General features: G+C 42.9%; 17 protein-coding genes. 14 read left to right on the top strand and 3 right to left on the bottom strand.

What is annotated here, in order from left to right; translation table 11 throughout:
* Window positions 1–24 precede the first annotated feature (24 nt).
* From T546_RS0109340 to pepT, 14 genes are all read left to right on the top strand, one after another.
* Complete coding sequence (locus T546_RS0109340) at window positions 25–1,380, top strand: RsmF rRNA methyltransferase first C-terminal domain-containing protein (protein ID WP_026891380.1); 1,356 nt, start codon at window positions 25–27, stop codon at window positions 1,378–1,380.
* Complete coding sequence (locus T546_RS0109335) at window positions 1,380–2,126, top strand: pseudouridine synthase (protein ID WP_156951309.1); 747 nt, start codon at window positions 1,380–1,382, stop codon at window positions 2,124–2,126. The genes T546_RS0109340 and T546_RS0109335 overlap by 1 nt, the downstream gene beginning before the upstream one ends.
* Complete coding sequence (locus tag T546_RS0109330; protein WP_034598674.1) at window positions 2,116–2,781, top strand: HAD family hydrolase; 666 nt, start codon at window positions 2,116–2,118, stop codon at window positions 2,779–2,781. Before T546_RS0109335 ends, T546_RS0109330 begins: the two co-directional genes overlap by 11 nt.
* Window positions 2,778–4,715 (top strand): YgiQ family radical SAM protein, encoded by a 1,938-nt coding sequence (locus T546_RS0109325; RefSeq protein ID WP_026891377.1) that lies wholly within the window; start codon window positions 2,778–2,780, stop codon window positions 4,713–4,715. Before T546_RS0109330 ends, T546_RS0109325 begins: the two co-directional genes overlap by 4 nt.
* 34 nt (window positions 4,716–4,749) lie before the next feature.
* Window positions 4,750–5,538, top strand: a complete 789-nt coding sequence (locus T546_RS0109320; RefSeq protein ID WP_026891376.1) for an SDR family NAD(P)-dependent oxidoreductase — start codon at window positions 4,750–4,752, stop codon at window positions 5,536–5,538.
* A gap of 24 nt (window positions 5,539–5,562) precedes the next feature.
* Entirely contained in the window at window positions 5,563–6,525 is a 963-nt protein-coding gene (locus T546_RS0109315; protein ID WP_026891375.1) for an RluA family pseudouridine synthase, read from the top strand.
* A 9-nt stretch (window positions 6,526–6,534) separates the two neighbouring features.
* A complete protein-coding gene (locus tag T546_RS0109310; RefSeq protein ID WP_026891374.1) occupies window positions 6,535–7,068 on the top strand; it encodes a Holliday junction resolvase RecU in 534 nt (177 codons plus the stop codon).
* Window positions 7,069–7,197: 129 nt separating this feature from the next.
* Window positions 7,198–8,460: an ATP phosphoribosyltransferase regulatory subunit gene (gene hisZ / locus T546_RS0109305; protein WP_026891373.1), complete on the top strand. Its 1,263-nt coding sequence runs from the start codon at window positions 7,198–7,200 to the stop codon at window positions 8,458–8,460.
* Between the two features lie 13 nt (window positions 8,461–8,473).
* The gene (gene hisG / locus T546_RS0109300) at window positions 8,474–9,124 is read left to right on the top strand and encodes an ATP phosphoribosyltransferase (RefSeq protein WP_024835843.1); all 651 of its coding nucleotides are present in this window, start codon (window positions 8,474–8,476) and stop codon (window positions 9,122–9,124) included.
* Window positions 9,121–10,422: a histidinol dehydrogenase gene (hisD, locus tag T546_RS0109295; protein WP_026891372.1), complete on the top strand. Its 1,302-nt coding sequence runs from the start codon at window positions 9,121–9,123 to the stop codon at window positions 10,420–10,422. Before hisG ends, hisD begins: the two co-directional genes overlap by 4 nt.
* Window positions 10,423–10,443: 21 nt before the next feature.
* Entirely contained in the window at window positions 10,444–11,031 is a 588-nt protein-coding gene (gene hisB / locus T546_RS0109290) for an imidazoleglycerol-phosphate dehydratase HisB (RefSeq protein WP_026891371.1), read from the top strand.
* Window positions 11,032–11,043: 12 nt separating this feature from the next.
* Complete coding sequence (gene hisA, locus T546_RS0109285; protein ID WP_026891370.1) at window positions 11,044–11,787, top strand: 1-(5-phosphoribosyl)-5-[(5-phosphoribosylamino)methylideneamino]imidazole-4-carboxamide isomerase; 744 nt, start codon at window positions 11,044–11,046, stop codon at window positions 11,785–11,787.
* Entirely contained in the window at window positions 11,784–13,067 is a 1,284-nt protein-coding gene (hisIE, locus tag T546_RS0109280) for a bifunctional phosphoribosyl-AMP cyclohydrolase/phosphoribosyl-ATP diphosphatase HisIE (RefSeq protein ID WP_026891369.1), read from the top strand. Before hisA ends, hisIE begins: the two co-directional genes overlap by 4 nt.
* A 174-nt stretch (window positions 13,068–13,241) precedes the next feature.
* Entirely contained in the window at window positions 13,242–14,468 is a 1,227-nt protein-coding gene (gene pepT, locus T546_RS0109275; RefSeq protein WP_026891368.1) for a peptidase T, read from the top strand.
* Window positions 14,469–14,557: 89 nt separating this feature from the next.
* On the opposite strand, the gene T546_RS0109270 is transcribed toward pepT, so the two are convergent.
* From T546_RS0109270 to T546_RS0109260, 3 genes are read right to left on the bottom strand one after another with little or no spacing between them, the layout of a single operon-like run.
* Window positions 14,558–15,562, bottom strand: coding sequence for an ATP-binding cassette domain-containing protein (locus T546_RS0109270; RefSeq protein ID WP_026891367.1), 1,005 nt, complete (start codon window positions 15,560–15,562; stop codon window positions 14,558–14,560).
* Entirely contained in the window at window positions 15,559–16,260 is a 702-nt protein-coding gene (locus T546_RS0109265; protein ID WP_026891366.1) for a GTP-binding protein, read from the bottom strand. Before T546_RS0109265 ends, T546_RS0109270 begins: the two co-directional genes overlap by 4 nt.
* On the bottom strand, window positions 16,257–17,510 hold the full coding sequence (locus T546_RS0109260; RefSeq protein WP_026891365.1) for an ABC transporter substrate-binding protein: 1,254 nt from the start codon (window positions 17,508–17,510) through the stop codon (window positions 16,257–16,259). Before T546_RS0109260 ends, T546_RS0109265 begins: the two co-directional genes overlap by 4 nt.
* Between the last annotated feature and the right edge of the window lie 343 nt (window positions 17,511–17,853).

The following is a 17,853-nucleotide window of genomic DNA, read 5'->3' as shown; positions in this document are numbered from 1 at the left end:
ACAGGAGCAAAACGCGTGAAAGAAATGAAAATTTCAAAAGAGTTTTTAAACAGAATGAAAGACTTACTTGGAGAAGAAGAGTTCGAGGCATACGTAAAAAGCTTTGAAGAAGAAAGGCTGTATGGCCTGAGGGTTAATACGCTTAAAATTTCTCCAGAGGAGTTTTTAAATATAACGGATTTAAGCCTAAAACCAGTTCCATGGATCAGGAATGGTTTTTACTACAATGGAGACGAACGTCCGGCCAAGGATCCCTATTATTATGCCGGCCTCTATTATTTACAGGAGCCAAGTGCCATGACTCCGGCGGACTTACTCCCTGTGGTTCCGGGGGATATGGTTCTTGATCTTTGTGCAGCGCCTGGAGGAAAAAGCACAGAGCTTGGAGCCAAGCTGCAAGGACGAGGGATGCTGGTATCCAATGATATCAGTAATTCAAGAGCAAAGGCACTGCTTAAGAACTTAGAGCTTTGGGGCATTGAAAACATCTGTGTCACCAGTGAGGAACCGGGAAAGTTAAAAGAGACCTTTGGATCATTTTTTAATAAGATATTAATTGATGCGCCTTGTTCTGGCGAGGGGATGTTCCGTAAGGATGCGGACATGGTGAAAAGCTATGAGGAGCATGGACCGGAGTATTATGCTGTCATTCAAAAAGAAATCGTAGCTCAGGCTGTGGACATGCTGGTTCCAGGAGGGCTGATGATTTACTCCACCTGTACCTTTTCCCCATGTGAGGATGAGGATATTATCCGTTGGATGTTAGAAGAATATGAGGAAATGGAACTTTTGCCTCTTCCCCTGTTTGAGGGAGCATCGGATGGAATCGGTCTTTCCGGCTGTCTCAGACTTTTCCCTCACAAGGTTAAGGGAGAAGGTCACTTTATGGCATTGTTAAGAAAAAAACAAAGTCATGAGAAAGAAGATATCATCAGTAACCAGAGAGAAAAGGAAAAACCACTTCCGGAAGAACTCAAAGAATTTCTTTCCCTGATTTCAAGACCCTTTGACACCAGTAGAATCTATAGGAAAGAAGATTCTGTCTATTATTTGCCGGAGTGTTTCCCGAAACAGGGAAAAAAGCTTCGTTATTTACGGACGGGCTTACTGCTTGGAGAATTGAAAAAAGGAAGATTTGAGCCAGCGCAGCCTCTGGCAATGGCTTTAAAGCCAGGAGAATTTAAACAGACAATCTCCTGGAACAAATCCGATGAAAGGGTAATCCGCTATTTAAAGGGAGAAACTATTTTCTTGACAGAAGAGGAAGGGCTAAAAAAAGGCTGGTGTCTCATTTGTGTGGAAGGGCATCCATTGGGTTTTGCCAAGGGAAGCGGGAACACACTGAAAAACAAATACTATCCTGGATGGCGGTGGCAATAATGAAAGAAATCAGATTAGATAAATATTTAGGAGAAATGGGAATCGGCACCAGAAGCCAGATTAAGGAAATGGCCAAAAAAGGCAGGATCACGGTAGACGGCACCCCGGAGAAAAAGACAGATCGGAAAATAGACCCGGAGTTGACTGAGGTAGCGGTAGACGGTCATAGAATTGCCTATGCGGCCTTTGAATACTATATGCTGAATAAACCCCAGGGAGTTGTTTCTGCAACGGAGGATAAGCGATATGAGACCGTTATTGGTCTTATCGGAGACCGGATGAGGGATGACTTATTTCCTGTGGGAAGACTTGATATAGATACCGAAGGACTTCTTCTGATTACCAATGACGGAGATCTGGCTCATCAGCTTCTTTCCCCTAAAAAACATGTGGACAAGGTTTATTATGCTAAGATAGAGGGAGTGCTGCCTTCTGATGCGGCAAAGCAGATGGAGGAAGGAATTGTGCTTTCAGATGGAACGCCTACCCTTCCGGCCCGGCTTGAGATTTTGAAAGAAGGAGAAATATCTGAAATTCTCCTTACCATACGGGAAGGAAAATTCCATCAGGTAAAACGTATGTTTGAAACACTTGGTACTCCTGTGGTATACTTAAAAAGGCTATCCATGGGAAGCCTTAAACTGGATGAAACATTGAAACCGGGAGATTACCGTCTTCTGACCAATGAGGAATTAGAAGAACTGAAGCGTCATGGAAAGGAAAAGAGAACAGATCATGTTAAATGAGAAAAAAGCTGTGATTTTTGATCTGGATGGAACCCTGGTGGATTCCATGTGGATGTGGAAATCCATTGATATAGATTTTTTAGGAGACAGAGGGATTGAATGCCCGGACGATCTCCAAAAGGATATAGAAGGAATGAGTTTTTCAGAAACCGCCTTTTACTTTAAAGAGAGGTTTAAGCTGGAAGAGTCTCTCGATGAGATCAAGGACATCTGGGTAGACATGTCCATTGAAAAGTATAGAAATGAAGTGCCCTTAAAGCCAGGCGTAGATGTACTGCTGAAATATATAGCAGAAAATGGACTTAAAGCGGGTATCGCTACCAGCAATGGCCGGCAAATGGTGGAGGCGGTGCTTGAATCCCTTCATATCGGGCAATATTTTCAGGTAGTGGCGACCTCTTGTGAGGTGGCGGCTGGAAAGCCTGCTCCGGATATTTACTTAAAAGTAGCCAGTGAGCTTTCCGTAGACCCTGCTCACTGTCTCGTCTTTGAAGATGTCCCTGCGGGAATTCTTGCAGGAAAGAGAGCCGGCATGACAGTCTGTGCGGTTGACGATGATTTTTCCAAAGAGATGGAAGAGGAAAAGAGAAGGCTGGCAGATTATTTTATACATGACTATCATCAGATTTTTAATAGAAATGGAGCAAACGAATGATACACGATTATCTTCCTATCAGCAGGACTGATATGAATATCAGAGGATGGAAACAATGTGACTTTGTTTACGTCGTCGGAGATGCCTATGTAGACCACCCTTCTTTTGGACATGCCATTATCAGCCGTCTATTGGAGGCCCATGGATATAAAGTAGGAATTATTGCGCAACCAGACTGGAAGGATAAAAAAAGCATTCAGGTCCTTGGGGAGCCAAGACTTGGATTTTTGGTTTCCGCCGGAAACATGGACTCTATGGTAAATCATTACTCGGTTTCAAAGAAACGGAGACAGCAGGATTCCTATACCCCTGACGGAGTCATGGGGAAGCGTCCGGATTACGCAACCACAGTATACTGTAACTTAATCCGTTCCGTATATAAGAATACACCTGTTATCATCGGAGGCATTGAAGCCAGCTTACGACGGTTTGCTCATTACGATTACTGGTCTGACCGGTTAAAGCACTCCATTTTAATTGATTCCCAGGCGGATTTAATTTCCTATGGAATGGGAGAAAAATCAATTGTAGAGATTGCAGATGCCTTAAACAGCGGAATTGATATTAAGGATATTACATTTATTGAAGGAACCGTTTATAAGACAAGCAGCCTGGAATCCGTGTATGATTATAAATTGCTCCCAGCCTATGACAGCATGAAGGCAGATAAGCTGGAGTATGCAAAAAGCTATTACATCCAGTATTCCAATACCGATCCATTTCTTGGAAAACGCCTGGTAGAGCCGTATAAGGATAATTTATTTGTGGTTCAGAATCCTCCGTCAAAGCCATTGTCTGAGGAAGAGATGGATTTCACTTATGACCTTCCCTACATGCGTAACTACCATCCCTCCTACGAGGAACAGGGAGGAATTCCGGCAGTCAGGGAGGTTAAATTCAGCCTTATTAATAACAGGGGCTGCTTTGGTGCCTGCAGTTTCTGTGCTCTTACCTTTCATCAGGGAAGGATCATTCAGGCAAGAAGCCATAATTCCCTCATTGATGAGGCAAAAAAACTGACAGAGGAACCGGATTTTAAAGGTTATATTCACGATGTTGGCGGTCCTACCGCAGATTTCAGGTATCCGGCCTGCGAAAAGCAGACCACAAAGGGAGCCTGTGCCAACCGTCAGTGCCTTTTCCCGGAACCATGTAAGAACTTAAGAGCAGACCACTCAGATTATATCGAGCTTTTAAGGAAACTAAGAAATCTGCCTAAGGTGAAAAAGGTATTTATCCGTTCAGGTATCCGATTTGATTATGTTCTGGCAGATCCGGGCAAAAAGTTCTTAAAGGAGCTTTGTGAACACCATGTCAGCGGTCAGTTGAAGGTTGCACCGGAGCACGTAGCAGATAAAGTTCTTTCTAAGATGGGCAAGCCCCAAAATCAGGTATACCGTCAGTTCGTTAAAGAATATAACGAGATGAATGTGAGAATAGGAAAGAAACAGTTTTTGGTTCCTTACCTCATGTCTTCTCATCCAGGCTCTGGTCTTCATGAGGCCATAGAGCTGGCAGAATATTTAAGAGATCTGGGATATATGCCGGAGCAGGTGCAGGATTTTTATCCAACTCCTTCCACCATTTCCACGTGCATGTATTATACCGGATATGATCCCCGTACCATGGAAAAGGTTTACGTGCCCACCAATCCTCACGAAAAAGCCATGCAGAGAGCCCTCATCCAGTACCGCAATCCTAAGAACTACGACCTGGTGGTAGAAGCATTAAAGCTGGCAGGAAGAACCGATCTCATCGGTTTTGATAAAAAATGCCTCATTCGTCCTAAAACAGGTGGTCCCAGAGGTAATATGGATGGGAAAAACGGGAAATATAATGGTAATATGAGAAAAGCGGAGGCTTCGTCCCAGGAAGGACAAAAGAACCGCAAGAAAAAGACCATACGTAACGTTCATAAAAAAGCTGCTAAATAACAGGAATAAAAGTTCAGGAAAAGAAGGGATTTATATGAAGATTGCAATTGTGACCGGTGCATCTTCCGGTATGGGAAAAGAATTTGTCATGCAGATTGCGGATCGTTTTAACGGAATCGGAGAAATATGGGCCATTGCCAGAAGGCAGGAGCCCATGGAGGAGTTATCTCCCCTGGTACCTGTAAAGCTTCGTACCTTTTCAATTGATTTAACAGATGAAAGCTCCTTAAGAGAACTTCAGGAAATTCTTGAAAGAGAGAAGCCAGAGGTAAAAATGCTCATAAACGCAGCCGGCTACGGAAAAATCGGTACCGTGGGCAGCGTGAGTCTTTCCGACGAGATGGGAATGGTGGATCTAAACTGCAGAGGACTCATTGCTGTTACTCATTTGGTAATTCCATATCTGTCATCCAACAGCCGGATCATACAATTTTCTTCTTCTGCTTCTTTTCTACCTCAGCCAGGCTTTGCTATATATGCTGCCACAAAGTCATTTGTCCTAAGCTACAGCCGGGCGTTGAATGAAGAACTAAATCATAAGGGCATATTCGTTACGGCAGTATGCCCTGGACCTGTGCGAACAGAATTTTTTGATATTGCTGAAACAACAGGGCGGATTCCTGCTTATAAAAAGGTAGTCATGGCCGATCCCAAAAAGGTGGTGCGTCAGGCACTTCGGGAGAGCATGATGGGCCGTCCTGTTTCCGTATACGGAGGAACGATGAAGACCCTCCGTCTGGCTGCAAAGGTAATGCCTCACAGCTTTATATTACGCCTTTTTAGAGCAATTGGTGTAATGAAGGTAAAAAATGAAAGACTCTAATGAGGATTACAGAAAGGATATCACATGCAGTCTTTGATTGTATCGAGTAATGAAGCAGGCCAGCGTCTTGACAAGCTGCTGACCAAATATCTAAATCTGGCCGGTAAAGGATTTCTTTATAAGATGATGAGAAAAAAGAACATCACATTAAACGGCAAAAAATGTGATGGTTCGGAGAAATTGTTATCAGGAGACGAGATCAAACTGTTTCTGTCGGAAGAGACTATCTTAAAATTTTCCGAAGTGAAAATACCGGATGTAAAAAAAGTCAATTTGGATATTATTTACGAGGATGATAATATTGTGCTGGTAAATAAGCCTGCGGGGATGCTTTCCCAAAAAGCAAAGGACACGGATGAGTCTCTGGTGGAATACTTAATTGATTATCTATTATCCAGCGGCCAGTTATCCACAGAACAGCTAAAAAGCTTCCGTCCTTCCATCTGCAACCGCCTTGACCGGAATACAAGCGGCCTTGTGGTAGGGGGGAAGTCTCTAGCCGGACTTCAAATCATGTCAGAAGTCTTTAAGGACAGAAGCATACACAAGTTTTATCAGTGTGTGGTGAAGGGAGAGGTATCCGGTCGCCAGACCATAAACGGCTTCTTAATTAAGGATGAAAAGACCAATCAGGTAACCATTCATAAAACATCGGTACCAGGAAGCCTGCCGATCACCACAGAGTATGAGCCAGTGGAGTATTTCGGAGGATATACGCTTTTAAAGGTCACCTTGATTACGGGACGAACCCATCAGATCAGGGCTCATCTGTCTTCCATTGGACACCCCATTGTGGGGGATTATAAATATGGGGACAGCCGGGTCAATGAAGAGGCAAAAAAGCTTTACCATATCAGTTCCCAGATGCTCCATTCTTATCAGGTGATATTTCCTGAACTAAGAGAGCCATTGGAGTATTTATCTGGTAAGTCATATAAAGCTTCTCTTCCCAAAACATTTTCAAAGATATGCAGGGACTGGAGATAGGAGGGAGATATGGGAACCTGGAAAACCAGAGGGTTAAGGGGATCTACCCTGGAAGAACTGATTAACAGAAGCAATGAAGGATACCGGGAAAAGGGACTTGCATTGATTCAGAAAATACCGACTCCAATCACACCGATCTCCATCGATAAGGAAAGCCGGCATATTACACTGGCGTATTTTGACCAGAAAAGTACAGTGGATTATATCGGTGCGGTACAGGGAATCCCTATCTGCTTCGATGCAAAGGAGTGCGGGGCCAATACCTTTCCGCTACAGAATATCCATCCCCACCAGGTCGCTTTTATGGAAGCCTTTGAGCAACAGGGAGGAATCGCCTTTATTATCTTATCCTACACCCAGAAAAACGAGATTTATTATCTCCCATTTGCCCGGTTGAAAGAATACTGGAAGAGAATGGAGGAGGGCGGAAGAAAAAGCTTTACCTATGAAGAGGTGGATAAGACCTGGAAGATCGGAAGCTGCCGTGATATTCTGGTCCACTATTTGGAAATGATTCAAAAAGATTTGACAGGAAGAGATTGACAAGTCAGGATTTGTAACCTATAATAAACAGCACATCATTGAATTATCACTTTACTACAATAAAGTAGCGATAAAGGATAACGCATGAAATAGAATTTCTTCACTGATTTCAGCAGTCAGGAGGTTTATATGGCAAATAAACTGTTACATACTCCGGATGGTGTCCGGGATATATACGGAGCAGAGTGTACCAGAAAGGCAGTCATACAGGAAAAGATATTAAAGGTATTTCATTTGTGTGGGTATCAGGATATAGAGACTCCTACCTTTGAATTCTTTGACATCTTTAATGAATCAAGAGGCAGTGTAAAGGCCAAGGAAATGTTTAAATTCTTTGACCGTGACAATCATACCCTTGTACTTCGGCCCGATGAGACGCCTGCAATTGCAAGATGTGCGGCAAAGTATTTCCTTCACGAGGATATGCCCATCCGCCTTTGTTATATGGAACGGACTTTTATCAATCATTCCAGCTATCAAGGCAGGCTAAAGGAAGCCAGCCAGACCGGCGTAGAGCTCATTGGAGACGGTTCTGCGGACTCTGATGGCGAGATTCTTGCTATGGTAATCTGGGCACTGATGAGTGCAGGACTTACGGAAATCCAGGTGGAATTAGGAGAAGTGGATTTCTTTAAAGGACTTTTAGAAGAAGCAGGCATGGACGAGGAGCAGGAAGAACGTCTAAGAGAGCTGATAGAAAATAAAAATTACTTTGGGGTGGAAGAGCTTGTTAACTCTCAGCCTATATCCGATGAATTAAAGCAGGTGTTCTTAAAACTTCCGGAGCTTTTTGGCTCCCTGGATCAAATAAAGGCAGCCAAAGAACTAACGAGTAATAAAAGAGCTTTAAAAGCCATTGAACGTCTGGAAGAGGTAAATGAAATCCTTTCCTTTTACGAGCTTTCTGATTACGTTTCTTATGATCTTGGAATGCTGAGCCAGTATCAGTATTATACAGGGATTATATTTAAGGCATACTCTTATGGAACCGGCGATTATATCGTAAATGGCGGAAGATATGATAAGCTTTTAGAGCAGTTTGGGAAAGATTCGCCTGCTGTGGGATTTGGAATCTCTGTGGAAGAGCTGCTTTTAGCCTTATCCAGACAAAAGATCAAAACAGAAATTCCTGTGACCAATACCATGATCCTTTATGAACAGGAATCCAGAGAACAGGCCATTCTGTTAGCAGATCATTTTAGAAGCACTGGTTTGTCGGTTCAGCTTCAGTCAAGAGATGGAAAACGCTCTATAGAAGATTATGAAGCCTATGCCCTTCGCAGAGAGCTTACCAATCTTTTGTATCTGGATTCCAGGGGAATATCTGTTACCATTAAAAATCTGTCTCTTGGAAGAGAAGATGAAATACCGCTTTCAGAATATTTAAAATGACGGGAGGGAACGTATGAGATATTTAACCTTTGCCCTGGCAAAAGGGCGTCTGGCCAGCAAGTCCCTCTCCATGTTTGAAAAAATAGGTATTACCTGTGAAGAGATGAAGGATAAAGACTCCAGAAAACTGATCTTTGTTAATGAGGAATTGGGTATCAGATTCTTCCTTGCAAAAGCCAGCGATGTTCCCACCTATGTAGAATACGGTGCGGCGGATATCGGCGTGGTGGGCAAGGATACTATTTTGGAAGAAGGCCGTAAGCTTTACGAAGTGATGGATCTTGGTATGGGAAGCTGCCGCATGTGCGTCTGTGGTCCCGAATCAGCCAGAGAGCTTTTAAAGCATCATGAAAGAATCCGGGTAGCAACCAAATATCCAGCCATTGCCAAGGACTATTTTTACAACAAGAAGCACCAGACTGTGGAAATCATTAAGTTGAATGGTTCCATTGAGCTGGCTCCTATTGTTGGACTTTCCGAGGTCATCGTAGATATTGTGGAAACAGGAGCGACCTTAAAGGAGAATGGCCTTACGGTATTAGAGGAGATTTGTCCCCTATCAGCCCGAATGGTGGTAAATCAGGTGAGTTTGAAACGGGAAAATGACAGGATCACAAAGCTCATCCGTGATCTTCGCACCTTACTGCAGGAGGAAAACCAATGAGAATCGTAACATTAGATGAAACATCCAGAAAAAACATTCTCGCAGATCTCTTGAAACGGGATCCCAATCAATACGGTACGTATGCAGATGCAGTCCAGAACATCATTGATACGGTAAAAAAAGACCGGGACAAAGCCGTGTTCGCATATACCAGGGAATTTGATCATGCGGATATCAATTCTTCCAACATCAGAGTAACGGAAGAGGAGATGGAGGAAGCGTTAAAAGAAGTAAAGCCAGAGCTTTTGGAAGTAATGAAGAAATCCCTGAAAAACATTCAGGAATTTCACGAAAAACAGAAACAATACAGTTGGTTTGACAGCAAGCCAAACGGTACCATTCTGGGTCAAAAGGTCACTGCGCTGGAGAGTGCCGGTGTATACGTTCCAGGTGGAAAAGCCGCTTATCCTTCTTCTGTTTTAATGAACATCATTCCTGCAAAAGTGGCTGGAGTGGATCGCATCGTCATGGTGACTCCTCCGGGAAGGGATGGAAAGGTCAATCCAGTGACCTTGACCGCAGCCCGACTTTCTGGAGTTACTGAGGTATATAAAGTGGGAGGGGCCCAGGCTATCGCAGCCCTGGCATTTGGTACGGAATCCATTCCACGGGTAGATAAAATTGTAGGCCCTGGCAATATATTTGTTGCCCTGGCAAAAAAGGCAGTCTACGGCCATGTGAGCATTGACAGCATTGCAGGACCCAGTGAGATTCTTGTCCTTGCGGACGAGAGCGCCAACCCCCGTTTTGTTGCTGCTGATCTTCTTTCTCAGGCAGAGCATGATGAGCTGGCTTCTTCTATTTTAGTAACCACCAGCATGGAACTGGCCCAAAAGGTATCGGAGGAAGCAGAGCGGTTTACAAACCAGCTTTCCCGAACTGAAATTATTCGAAAATCCCTGGATCAATACGGTTATATTCTGGTAGCAGATTCTATGAAGGAAGCCATTGAGACCGTCAATGAAATCGCACCGGAGCATTTGGAAATCGTGACGAAGAATCCATTTGAGGATATGACAAAGATCCGTCATGCAGGAGCTATCTTCATCGGAGAATACAGCTCAGAGCCTTTGGGTGATTATTTTGCAGGTCCTAACCACGTGCTTCCCACTAATGGGACTGCCCGTTTCTTCTCTGCTTTAAGCGTGGATGATTTCGTAAAGAAGTCAAGCATTGTTTATTATTCCAAAGAAGCCTTATACGAGGTTCACCAGGATATTGAGGCTTTTGCAAATGCAGAATATTTAACAGCTCACGCCAATTCGGTGAAGGTACGGTTTGAGGAAGAGGAGTCATAACACAGGGGAGGTGGAAGGAACGTGGGACGAAGTTGTGAGATTGAACGAGTGACTGGAGAAACGAATATTAACATGCGCTTTAATCTGGATGGACAGGGAGAGGCAGTGATAAACACAGGTATCGGCTTTTTCGATCATATGTTAAACAGTTTTACCCGTCACGGTTTTTTTGACCTAAATCTTTCTGTAGATGGAGATCTGGAGGTAGATACTCATCATACGGTAGAAGATACTGGAATTGTGCTGGGGAATGCCATTAAGAAAGCCCTTGGTGATAAAAAGTCCATAAAACGGTATGGAAGCATGATTCTTCCCATGGATGAAACTCTCATCCTTTGTGCCATTGATTTATCCGGCAGACCTTATTTCAGCTTTGATGTTCCATTTACAGCAGAACGGGTAGGGGATTTTGAGACTGAGATGGTAAAAGAGTTCTTCTATGCGGTTTCCTATGCCAGCGAGATGAATCTGCATATCAGAAAACTGGCAGGAGAAAACAATCACCATATCATCGAAGGAATCTTTAAAGCATTTGCAAAGGCACTTGATGAGGCTACCATGATAGATGACAGAATTCGTGGAGTGTTATCTACGAAAGGGACATTATAAAGGAGAATTCGTATGCAGCTTTATCCAGCGATTGATTTAAAAAACGGGCAGTGCGTCCGCTTAAGACAGGGCGAATTTAAGGATATAACAGTATATTCTGACAGACCAGAAGAGATTGCTGCAAAATGGCAGTCAATGGGAGCTACCTATCTCCATCTGGTGGACTTAGACGGAGCTCTGGCTGGTCATTCTGTGAACAAAGAGGTTGTGAAGAAGATTGCGGCGGAAGTTTCTATCCCTGTTCAGATGGGCGGCGGTATCCGAAAGGAAGAAGATATTGAGTTTATTCTGTCTCTTGGGGTAAGTCGTGTCATTATTGGAACAAAAGCTGCAGAAAATCCGGAATTTATTCGGCAAATGGTGAATAAATTTGGACAGGAGCGTATTGTAGCAGGAATCGATGCGAAAAATGGCATGGTTGCTGTAGAAGGATGGGAGAAAATCAGCAATCTTTCCGCATCCCAGCTTGCAAACCAAATGAAAGAATACGGAATTCGTCATGTGGTGTATACAGATATCGCCAGAGATGGAATGCTGTCAGGTCCTAATGTGGAATACACCAGGAAATTGACGGAAGAAACAGGTCTTGACATTATCGCTTCCGGTGGAATGTCTTCCATGGAAGATTTAGAAGAACTATACCATGCAGGCATATGTGGTGCAATTATCGGAAAAGCTCTGTATGAGAATAGAATCGATTTAAAAGAAGCTATTGTTGCTTTTGAAGGACAGGACCATCAGGGGAGGAAAAGTTGATGGAATGCAAAAAACTGATTGCAGGTTTTGGCATACGGCAGGGCAAGGCGTGCAGGCTTGATGACCTACAGGCCTGTTATAAGGAAGACCTGCTATCTTTGGCCCGTTATTTTGGAGACAGCGGGGCAGATGAACTATTTATTTATGATTTATCGGATACGGAAGAAGACCATGAAAAAAACATTGGTCTGATCAAAGAGATCGTCAGGCTTTCAGATATCCCTGTCATTGCCGGAGGCAGAGTAAAGCGGCTGGAAGATGTAAAAAAATATCTCTATGCTGGATCAAAGGCTGCATTTCTCGATGCAGGGGATGATGACAATGTAGACCTTATGAAAGAAGCCGCTGACCGGTTTGGAGACGATAAGATCTATGCCTATTTACCAGATTCCTCCTACCTTAACCGAACCAAAGAATATGCTCAGCTGGGAGCTTCGGTCATGATTCTTGGTGACCCGGACCTTACGGAGGAGACCCTTTTAGCAATTTCCTCTTGTGAGGAACATTTTCTACTGACTGGTTCTGATGAAAATATGCTTTCAGACTCCTTAAAGCTGGATCTGGTGGATGGCTTTATTGCCTGCCTGTTAGAGGATTCCGTATTCATGGATTTAAAACAGGAATTAAAGTCCCAGGGCATCGGAGTAGATACCTTTGAAAGCAGCGTGGAATTTTCCCAGTTTAAATTAAATTCCGATGGCCTGATTCCGGTGGTGGTTCAGGAATACCGCACGGGAGAAGTTCTCATGCTGGCCTACATGAATGAGGAAGCCTTTAAGGAAACATTAAAATCCGGCTGTATGACATATTATAGCCGCAGCCGTCAAAGTCTCTGGAAAAAAGGAGAGACTTCCGGTCATTTCCAATATGTAAAGGCTTTATCTCTTGATTGTGATAATGATACGCTTCTTGCAAAGGTCAATCAGATCGGGGCTGCCTGCCATACAGGAGAGCAAAGCTGTTTCTACCAGAGCCTGATTAAAAAAGAATTCAAGGACTCCAATCCACTTAAGGTATTTGAAGAGGTCTTCCAGGTGATTCTCGATAGAAAAATCAACCCCAAGGAAGGCTCTTATACCAATTACCTCTTTGATAAGGGACTGGATAAAATACTGAAAAAGCTGGGAGAAGAGTCCACAGAAATTATTATCGCTGCTAAAAATCCAAACCCGGAAGAAGTAAAATACGAAATTTCAGATTTTCTTTATCATATGATGGTTCTAATGGCTCAAAAAGGTGTTACCTGGGAAGATATAACCAGGGAACTGGCTAACCGTTAGAGAATTAAGGGTATCTTATACATAGCTTTTGAAGCTTGTGTGAGATACCCTTTTTTGTATTTGAAATTCCATAAACACCATGGCGTAGACAGTATAATACCTCTATGGTATAATAAAGAAATTGGGAAAAGGGAAAGCTATTAAAACTAAAATCATGAAAAAGAGGCGATTATTATGTCAGAAGTATTAAATCATTTTTTGAAGTATATATCCTATGACACCCAGTCAAAAGATGGAGTGGAGGCAGTTCCAAGTACAGAAAAGCAGAAGGTACTGGCTCAGGAACTGGCTTCAGAGCTTCGGGCCATGAAGGCTGAAGATGTTGTTATAGATGATCATGGCTATGTTTACGCGACGATTCCGGCAACCACAGATAGGCCTATACCAGTACTGGGATTTGTTTCTCACATGGATACATCACCGGCATTTTCAGGAGCTGGAGTGAAACCTCAGATTGTAAAGAATTACGATGGAAACGATATTTTGCTGAATCAGGAAACAGGACTTACGATGAAGGTAAGCGACTTCCCGTATTTATTAAAATATAAAGGACAGGACATTATTACAACAGATGGCACCACACTCTTAGGTGCTGATGATAAAGCCGGAGTTGCAGAGATTATGACAATGGCAGAATTCCTGTTATCTCATCCTGAAATTCCTCACGGAAAAATCCGTATTGGCTTTACTCCCGATGAAGAGGTTGGAAGAGGAGCTGATTTCTTTGATGTCAAGGGATTCGGAGCTGAGGTTGCCTATACCGTTGACGGCGGCGGTCTGGGAGAATTGGAATATGAGAATTTCAATGCTGCCTCTGCAAAGGTAAAGATTCATGGTACGAGCATTCATCCAGGCTCTTCCAAAGGAAAGATGAAGAATGCGCTATTAATGGCTATGGAATTCCATAACATGCTTCCTGCCTTTGATAATCCTATGTATACAGATGGCTACGAAGGCTTTTTCCATCTGGATTCCATGAAGGGAAGTGTTGAGGAAGCAGCCATGGATTATATCATCCGTGACCACAGCAAAGACAAGTTTGAAGAGAAAAAACAGTTCATCCGCAGAGTGGAGGAGTATTTGAACAGCCGCTATGGAGCAGGTACCGTCGAGGTGTTGTTAAGAGACAGTTACTTTAACATGAAAGAGAAAATCGAACCACATATGTACCTCATCGACATTGCAAAAGCAGCCATGGAGGAACTGGAGATTGAACCTTTGGTAACACCAATCAGAGGAGGAACCGATGGAGCACGTCTTTCTTATGAAGGGCTTCCATGTCCTAATATCTGTACTGGTGGCTACAACTATCATGGCAAATTTGAATTCATACCGGTTCAGTCCATGGAAAAGGTAGTTGATTTGTTATTAAAGATTGTTGATAAATTTACAGAGCGGTAAGCTTTTTACTGTTTCAAATAAAAGAGCTGTTGGAGGGCCAAAAGAATATTTTCTTTGCCTTACCAACAGCTCTTTTTTTATTTCATTGATTATCCTAACAGATCAGAAGTTAAATTGCTTCCTTTTCTAAGTTCCTGTCTTGCATGCTGAATGAGGGTGTCCATCTTTTCCAGTTCTTTTAACAGCTCTTTTTCTTCGTCACTGGTGTGGATGACTTTGCTGATTCCACCGTTTTTAATGACAATTCTCTTATCTGCCATAAGTGCAAGCAATGGGTCATGGGTCGCCATCAAGACGATTTTATCTGAGGTGACTAAAAGCTCCAGGGCTTTTTTTCGGTCAATTCCTGCATTTTCAATTTCATCAATGAGAACAATGGGAGAGGAGCTTAAAATAGCAGTATCTGCAATCATAAGAGCTCTTGACTGGCCTCCGCTTAAGCTGGTTACCGGCGTGGTCAGATCAAACTTCTCGCCAGCCAGATTATTGGCCGCTTTTATGATTTCATTGATCACTGACTGTGGGTCCTCCACCAGACGGCTGACTGCATGCATGTTTAAGAAATCCTCAACTGTTAAATCCATAACAAAGTTCATGTTCTGAGAAAGCTGAGCGACCAAACGGTTATTGGAAGAGAAGCGCCACTTATTATCCGGTACTTCTCCGTTAATGCGGATACTCCGGCCGGTAGGTGTATCATTTTGAGCTGCCCACTCGATATCTGCAAGAAGGCGGCTTTTCCCGGAACCAGTAGGGCCTACAATGGAGATAATCTGAGAGGTGTGAATGGTCAGCTCCTCAAAGCCTTCCGTCACTCCTGATTTATCATGTCCCGCAAGAATGGTCAGAGAGAGTACCTGGTTCTTCTTTTCGATACCAAGAAACGCCTGCATCTGTTCGATATAAACGGGAAGATCGGATAAGACCTTTTCTTTATCAATGGCCTGATCCTCTAATTCTATTTCGGTAAAATGATCTAAATATTCTTCCAGTGTCTGATTCTCAAATCCTGTGATGTCTAATTTATTCTGCTCAAAGTAAGACAAAGAGTATGGGTATTCTTCTAATATCTTTGAAATTGTCCAGTTTGTCATTTCTTATCAGCCCCCAAATCTATTTTTTTAATATTACCCATCTGATAAGCTTCTCCGATCCTGGTTTCGCCAAGACAGTAGGAGCAGAGTGCAGATGGCATAGGAAACCGAAGCTTCATGCCCTGAACCGATTTAATATCCTGATCTTCATCGTATAATAAGCTGCCGAGTTCATAAGCACCCTGTCCGGTCAGGCCATTTACATGCATGGTGACGGCACGGGGATTGACTGAGCTTACACAGGAAGCGAAAACTTCACGTTCTGCCTGAGAGACAATATCTCCCTTGGTGATGACTACAAAATCTGCAGATTTTAACATAGGACCAATCTTTTTGGGAGTATTAATACCGGATAAGTTGTCGATGACACAAACGCCTTTAATGTCCTTTAAGTAAGGAGAGCAGCGGTTGCACAATCCTGCTGATTCTGTAATCAGGAGATCTAAGTTCTCCTGATTGCCCCAGCTGACCACCTCTTCAATGTTTGAAGCGAAGAAGTGATCCGGGCATAAGGCGCCGGATAATCCTTTTTTTACGGGGATGCCTGCTTTTTCATAGGCGGCATCGTCATCAGTATACAAACAGTCGAATTTCACCACACCGACTTTAATGTTTCTTCTATTATAAGAAGCGATGACCTTTAATATAATGGAGGTCTTCCCGGAAGAAGGGGGACCCGAAAATATAATCAGATTCATAAAATCTCCTTTTCTGCCGCCTGATAAAATTTCTGCTCAATGTTCTTTATCAGTTCGCCGATATCATGATTGTGGATAAAGTCCCAGCCAAGCCACATGAAATTCTGGTCTTCTTTTAGATTATTTTCAACCAGAGGATTGGTAGATGGGAATTTTCCGTTGGAGGAAAGGATCTCGCCAATTTCCTTAGAATAAAGAAGGTCTACGAAAGGCTTTACCTTATCCTTATTCTTTGCTCTTGCCAGAAGGAAGATTGGGCTTAAAATAGCGCCGTCCTTTGGCCATACGGGACGCATCGGTCCTTTTCCGTCAGCCATGCTGGCAAAAAAGTAAGGGGTAACCGTAATGGTCGGGACTTTACCCTCTCCCTTTGCAAGATGTGCTTTCACCATCTGAGCAGGATGCATGCTGCGCAGTAGTGCCTTACCCATTTTTTCTACGCCTTCTTCTCCGTAGTAGCGGTAGATATGGAGTAAGAATGCGTTAAACATATCGAGATCCTTCATGGGAAGGCTGATGCTGTTTTCAAATTCAGGCTTCATTAAATCCGCCCAGCTTTCAGGCATAGGACGATCTCCAAGAACATTGGTATTTACCATGAAAATCGCAGGAACGACACCAATAATCGCGTACTGGCCTTTTGGATCCTTTAAGGATATTTTTTCGTTATCAAAGTCAGGATTAATATGATCCAGACCGGAGATATCTTCAAATTCTCCAGCTTCCCGGTATTGGCCCATCATTTCCTTATCAAAGAAAAGATCAAAACCTGCGGATAAATAAAGATCAGAAAGCGCATCTGCATTGCCATTTGCAGCCACGACACGCTCTTTTACGTCATCAAGACCTAAATTGGCAGATTTCAAATTATAATCCACTTTATAGCCAAGCTTATCGGATTGTTCGCTGAGCCAGGATTCGAATTTTTCCATTAGCGGAAGGCGGATAGGACAGGGAAGAACACCTTCAATTCTGATATCACCGCCATCTTCCTTTACCATAGGAGCAAGTCCTGATCCCGCATCCGGAAGCGCCTGATTAATGACCTCATCAAGTTTTGCAAGGAATGCCTCCGCATTCATCTTTCTCATGGAAAGAGCCATTTCCAGTGTGACTGTCTTTCCAATGGTGTTTCGCATGATGGGGTTGCTCATTTTATCAAAGCCGTTAGCCACAAAGAAGTTGATTGTCTCCGGGTATTTTTCTGTTATATCATATATAGTATCAGTTACTTTCAAATGATTTGACATAGTTTCTTCCTTTCTGATGGTAATAAGTAAATGTTTTTCAAACTATCTTTCGTAGGTACTATCATACCATAACATTTCCTCTTTGTTTGTTGTAGATACAACCAAGTACCAAAACATTATTGATACAAATTATTATGAGACCTCATTGAAGGCATGTAACTAAAATGATACCATACTTTGGTAAAATTATTGTAGATTTTCTTATGATTTTTTTAAGTAAAAGCCTCGAAAAATCTGGAATTCTAAATATTTCTCTTTAAAAACCTTAAAAATATCTGTCTTTGTGGGGCGGAAAAAGGATTGTGTTGTTTTAAGGTTTATGCTATACTTACTAAGGTTTGTC

Source organism: [Clostridium] aerotolerans DSM 5434, assembly GCF_000687555.1.
Classification (GTDB): domain Bacteria; phylum Bacillota; class Clostridia; order Lachnospirales; family Lachnospiraceae; genus Lacrimispora; species Lacrimispora aerotolerans.
The sequence above is the reverse complement of the archived record's forward strand: the minus strand, read 5'-3'. Positions and strand labels throughout refer to the sequence as shown.

Bases quoted from the DNA above. Each gene is read 5' to 3' on its own strand.
- T546_RS0109330 (WP_034598674.1), top strand. From the start codon at position 2,116: ATGTTAAATGAGAAAAAAGCTGTGATTTTTGATCTGGATGGAACCCTG.
- T546_RS0109340 (WP_026891380.1), top strand. From the start codon at position 25: ATGAAAATTTCAAAAGAGTTTTTAAACAGAATGAAAGACTTACTTGGA.
- T546_RS0109265 (WP_026891366.1), bottom strand. From the start codon at position 16,260: ATGAATCTGATTATATTTTCGGGTCCCCCTTCTTCCGGGAAGACCTCC.
- hisG (WP_024835843.1), top strand. From the start codon at position 8,474: ATGAGATATTTAACCTTTGCCCTGGCAAAAGGGCGTCTGGCCAGCAAG.
- hisA (WP_026891370.1), top strand. From the start codon at position 11,044: ATGCAGCTTTATCCAGCGATTGATTTAAAAAACGGGCAGTGCGTCCGC.
- T546_RS0109270 (WP_026891367.1), bottom strand. From the start codon at position 15,562: ATGACAAACTGGACAATTTCAAAGATATTAGAAGAATACCCATACTCT.
- hisZ (WP_026891373.1), top strand. From the start codon at position 7,198: ATGGCAAATAAACTGTTACATACTCCGGATGGTGTCCGGGATATATAC.
- pepT (WP_026891368.1), top strand. From the start codon at position 13,242: ATGTCAGAAGTATTAAATCATTTTTTGAAGTATATATCCTATGACACC.
- T546_RS0109320 (WP_026891376.1), top strand. From the start codon at position 4,750: ATGAAGATTGCAATTGTGACCGGTGCATCTTCCGGTATGGGAAAAGAA.
- T546_RS0109335 (WP_156951309.1), top strand. From the start codon at position 1,380: ATGAAAGAAATCAGATTAGATAAATATTTAGGAGAAATGGGAATCGGC.
- T546_RS0109310 (WP_026891374.1), top strand. From the start codon at position 6,535: ATGGGAACCTGGAAAACCAGAGGGTTAAGGGGATCTACCCTGGAAGAA.
- T546_RS0109315 (WP_026891375.1), top strand. From the start codon at position 5,563: ATGCAGTCTTTGATTGTATCGAGTAATGAAGCAGGCCAGCGTCTTGAC.
- T546_RS0109260 (WP_026891365.1), bottom strand. From the start codon at position 17,510: ATGTCAAATCATTTGAAAGTAACTGATACTATATATGATATAACAGAA.
- T546_RS0109325 (WP_026891377.1), top strand. From the start codon at position 2,778: ATGATACACGATTATCTTCCTATCAGCAGGACTGATATGAATATCAGA.
- hisD (WP_026891372.1), top strand. From the start codon at position 9,121: ATGAGAATCGTAACATTAGATGAAACATCCAGAAAAAACATTCTCGCA.